Annotated in this window: 3 protein-coding genes; all 3 read left to right on the forward strand. The window is 66.0% G+C overall.

Annotation, left to right across the window (positions count from 1 at the left end):
- The first annotated feature begins 445 nt into the window (after positions 1 to 445).
- Positions 446 to 733 carry an HU family DNA-binding protein gene (locus tag DBR22_RS23330; protein ID WP_056341443.1) on the forward strand — a complete coding sequence of 96 codons (288 nt, stop codon included), beginning with the start codon at positions 446 to 448 and terminating at the stop codon, positions 731 to 733.
- A 164-nt stretch (positions 734 to 897) separates the two neighbouring features.
- A complete protein-coding gene (locus DBR22_RS23335) occupies positions 898 to 3,039 on the forward strand; it encodes a cytochrome c oxidase assembly protein (RefSeq protein WP_108600925.1) in 2,142 nt (713 codons plus the stop codon).
- Positions 3,036 to 4,429, forward strand: a 1,394-nt coding sequence (locus DBR22_RS23340) for a thioredoxin-like domain-containing protein (RefSeq protein WP_258229431.1), incomplete at its 3' end; no start/stop codon positions are given. The genes DBR22_RS23335 and DBR22_RS23340, both read left to right, overlap by 4 nt.

A 4,429-nucleotide genomic window follows, 5' to 3' on the forward strand; every position in this document is an offset into this window, starting at 1 on the left:
CCGTGGGCGCCCCTGCCGGCCACACCAGCCACACCCCCGCCGGGCACCCACCACACCCTGGCCCACGCACCCCGGCCACGCACCGCCGTCGGACCTTACCAAGAACATTCCCCGAAGGCCGCCGATGACCAGACAGAGCGCTCCTTCAATGGTGCAGGAAATGAGAGAGCGTCCGCTGGAAAGACGCAGCAACTGCCAGAGCGTCCGCCCAAACGGTGCAGCAACTGCCAGAGCGTTCCTTGAAACGGTGCAGGAAGTGAGAGAGCGTCCGCTCTGGGCGCAATTCCCCTCAGAATCCCCTAAAAACCCGTGATTTAAGTCAAAAAGTCGCGGAAACACGCGGAATTTGCGGACCACACGGGCCCAAGCTGGTAAGTTTTCGAACAGTGGCTTGCACGCATGCCGCGTTCAGGCTCCAGAATCGTGACCGTCCAGGAGGACATCAATGGCTAAGAACCGTAGTGAACTTGTTTCAGAGGTAGCAGGCAAGGCCGGCACCAGCCAGGCAGCCGTCAACTCCGTCCTCGATGCACTGTTCGAGGTTTTCGAGACTTCCGTCGCCGCCGGCGAGAAGATCACCATCCCGGGCTGGCTCGCAGTTGAGCGCACCGACCGTGCAGCTCGCACCGGCCGCAACCCGCAGACGGGCGAGACCATCCAGATCGCAGCCGGCCACAGCGTCAAGCTGACCGCAGGCTCCAAGCTGAAGGCTGCTGTCGCCAAGAAGAAGTAGTCTTCTTCGGCAAAATGAGTGGAGCGGTGACCATGTGGTCGCCGCTCCACTGCTTTAACCCGAAGCGTCCTGGACCGCTTCGCCCCCTGAGTCGCTGCGCCGCCTGAGCCCGGTTGGCCTTCAGCCGATTCGCCGCGTGGGCGCCGGTAGCGGACAATGGATAGGTGCCTTCCGCAGCAAAGTCCCGTCCCACAGCACCGCAGCCTGCCCCTCAGCTGAACGGCGCTGGCGCCCTGGGGATTTCCCGGCCGTGGCAGGTGGCGGGACTCGCAGCACTGTTTGTTGGCCTGGCAGTTGCTCTCCTGTTTTCCGGTGCAGCAGCAACGCGTGAAGTATCAGACCCCGGAGCCCTGGTCCGTTGGGGACTACCGGTCAGCAAGGCCATCCACAACGTTTCCCTGGCCGCCGTCATCGGCGGACTGATATTCGCCGTCGGAATCCTGCCCAGGACGTCGGGCCCACGCTCCCGGCATCACGACGGCGAGGCCCCGGAACACCCCGCGTTCGCCCGGGCCCTGGCGATTGCCGCCGCCGCGGGTGCCGTCTGGACGCTTTCCGCCATCGCCGTGCTGGTCCTTACGTATTCGGACGTGGCGGGGCAGGGGCTGTCCGGGGACGCCGAGTTCACCCGCGCCCTGGTGTACTTCATGACGGACATCGAGACCGGCAGGGCATGGCTCACCGTCACCATCATCGCCGCCGTAGTGACCACGGCATTGTTCGGAGTCAGGTCCCTGGGTGGCCTTGCGCTCACACTGATCCTGACTTTGGTTGGCCTGGTGCCCGCAGCACTGATCGGCCACTCGTCCAGCTCCTCGGACCACGAAGGAGCCATCAACTCCCTGGGCCTTCACCTGGTGGGCGTGAGCACCTGGGTTGGCGGCATCATCCTGCTGGCACTCCTGTCCGGGATCCTGACGGGTACAAAGGCGGGATCCGCCGCGGACATCACCGAATCCACACTGCGGCGTTTCTCCGCCCTCGCCGGCTTCGCATTCGTCCTGGTTTTTGCCTCGGGAGTGATCAACGCCAGCATCCGGGTTACCAACTGGGGCGACCTCTTCGGCTCGGCCTACGGCCAGCTGATCCTCGTGAAGTCGGCGGCCACCCTGTTCCTCGGCGGGATCGGCTTTATGCACCGGCAGTGGGTCATCCCCCAGCTTGGCCGCACGGGTTCTGCGTTTTCATCGCGCCGGGTCCTCTGGCAGCTGGTCCTCGTGGAACTTCTCGTGATGGGAGCCACCTCTGGAGTCGCCGTTGCCTTGAGCCGCTCGGCCCCGCCGGAGCCCACCAGCTTCGCCCCCGACGCCTCGCCGGCGTTCATCCTCTCCGGTTACGAGCTTCCTCCGGAACTGACCCCTGAGCGCTGGCTCACGGAGTGGCGCCTCGACTGGCTCTGGATCGCCGTGGTCATCTTCGGCCTGGTGGCGTACATCCTCGGCGTCGCCAAGGTCCGCCGCCGCGGCGACAAATGGCAGTGGTTCCGCACCGTGAACTGGGTGATCGGCCTGGCGGTGCTGACGTACATCACGTCCGGACCGCCCGCCGTTTACGGCCGGATCCTCTTCTCGGCGCACATGGTGGACCACATGGCGCTGACCATGGTGGCCCCCATCTTCCTGGTGCTCGGCGCACCGGTGACACTGGCGCTCCGTGCCCTGCCCGCCAGGAACGACGGTTCACGCGGCGTGCGCGAATGGCTGCTCATATTCATCCACTCCAAGTTCTCGCAGCTGGTGACGCATCCCATCTTCGCGGCCGCCAACTTCGCCGGCTCCATCGTGCTGTTCTACTACTCAGAGGCGTTCGGGTTTGCGATGCGCGAACACGTGGGCCATGAGCTGATGATCCTGCACTTCGCCCTTACCGGCTACATCTTCATCCTGACCATGATCGGCACGGACCCGCTGCCCCGCCGGGCGCCGTACCCCATGCGCCTGCTGCTCCTGCTGGCCACCATGGGCTTCCACGCGTTCTTCGGCGTGGCCATCATGGGCGGCACCAACCTCCTTGCCGCGGACTACTTCGGCAACCTCGGCCGGGCCTGGGGACCGTCCGCGCTCCTGGACCAGCAGATGGGCGGCGCAGTGGCCTGGGGCATCGGTGAGGTGCCCACACTCCTGGTGGCAATCGGCGTCGCCATCATGTGGTCCCGCTCCGATGCGCGCGAGACCAAGCGGGTGGACCGCGCGGCGGACAGGAATAACGACGCCGATCTGACTGCTTACAACGATATGTTTGCCAAATTGGCTGAACGCGATGCCAAGCTGGCTGAACGCAATCCAAAGCTGGAAGGACGCTCATGAGCGAAACCGTACGCACGCAACACCGGGTCCGCGCCTCCGAACTGGTGGGCCGCAACTGGCTCAACACCGGCGGTAAGTCGCTGGACCTGGAGGCCCTGCGCGGCAAGATTGTTTTGCTCGACTTCTGGACCTTCTGCTGCATCAACTGCCTTCACGTCCTGGACGAACTGCGCCCCCTCGAGGAGAAGTTCTCCGACGTCCTGGTGACCGTGGGAGTCCACTCGCCCAAGTTCGAGCACGAAGCCGATCCCGTTGCCCTGGCTGCTGCAGTGGAGCGCTACGAGATCCACCACCCCGTGCTGGACGATCCCGAGCTGGACACGTGGAAGGCCTACACGGCCCGCGCGTGGCCCACCCTGGTGGTCATCGATCCCGAGGGCTACATCGTGGCCCACCTCTCCGGGGAAGGCCACGCCGACGGCCTGGCCGTGCTCATCCCGGAACTTATCGCCGAGCACGAGGCCAAGGGGACGCTGCACCGCGGCTCCGGCCCGTACGTCGCCCCGGAGGCCACTTCCGGCACCCTGCGGTTCCCCGGCAAGGCTTTGTTCCTGCCGGCTGGCCGCGGCACCGCCACTAACGGAACGTCCGACGGCGGCGCTTCCGTTGATGCCGCAGCCCCCCGGGGCTCGTGGCTGGTTACCGACACCGGCCACCACCGGGTCGTGGAGCTGGGCACCGACTTCCACACCGTGCTGGCGACGTTCGGCTCGGGCACCAAGGGACACGCGGATGGCCCCGCCGCCGCCGTCGACTCCATCAAGCCCACCGCACAGTTCAACGAACCGCAGGGCCTGGTACTGCTCCCGGACGACATGGCAGCAAAGACGGGGTACGACGTCGTGATCGCCGACTCCGTCAACCACCGCCTCCGCGGACTGTCCCTGGCGGACGGGACAGTCACCACCCTCGTCGGAAGCGGCGTGCAGCGCCTGCTCGAAACCGGGCCGGCGCGCGTGGACGAGGACGCCGCCGGGTTCACGGGGAAGCTCAGTGAGCACCCGCTGGAGGTTTCGCTCAGCTCGCCGTGGGACGTTGTCTGGTCCACCAAGCTCAACGCGGTGGTCATCGCCATGGCCGGCACCCACCAGATCTTCAGCTTCGATCCCCTCACGGGCGCCGTGGCGATCGTTGCCGGCAACGGACTGGAAGGCCTGCAGGACGGCCCCGCCCACGAGGCCTGGTTCGCCCAGCCTTCCGGCCTGGCCGAGGACGCTGACGGCAACATCTGGGTGGCCGACTCGGAGACCTCTGCGCTCCGCAAGCTGGTTATCGGCGACGACGGTACGGTCACCGTGGAATCCGCCGTGGGCAAGGGCCTGTTCGATTTCGGCTTCCGTGACGGCGCCGTTGTAAGTGTCGGCAATGGCTACCGAGCCGTCGGACGTCA

Source organism: Arthrobacter sp. HMWF013 (assembly GCF_003061105.1).
GTDB lineage: Bacteria > Actinomycetota > Actinomycetes > Actinomycetales > Micrococcaceae > Arthrobacter.

Coding starts and splice junctions, on each gene's coding strand:
- DBR22_RS23330 (WP_056341443.1), top strand. CDS start 446: ATGGCTAAGAACCGTAGTGAACTTGTTTCAGAGGTAGCAGGCAAGGCC.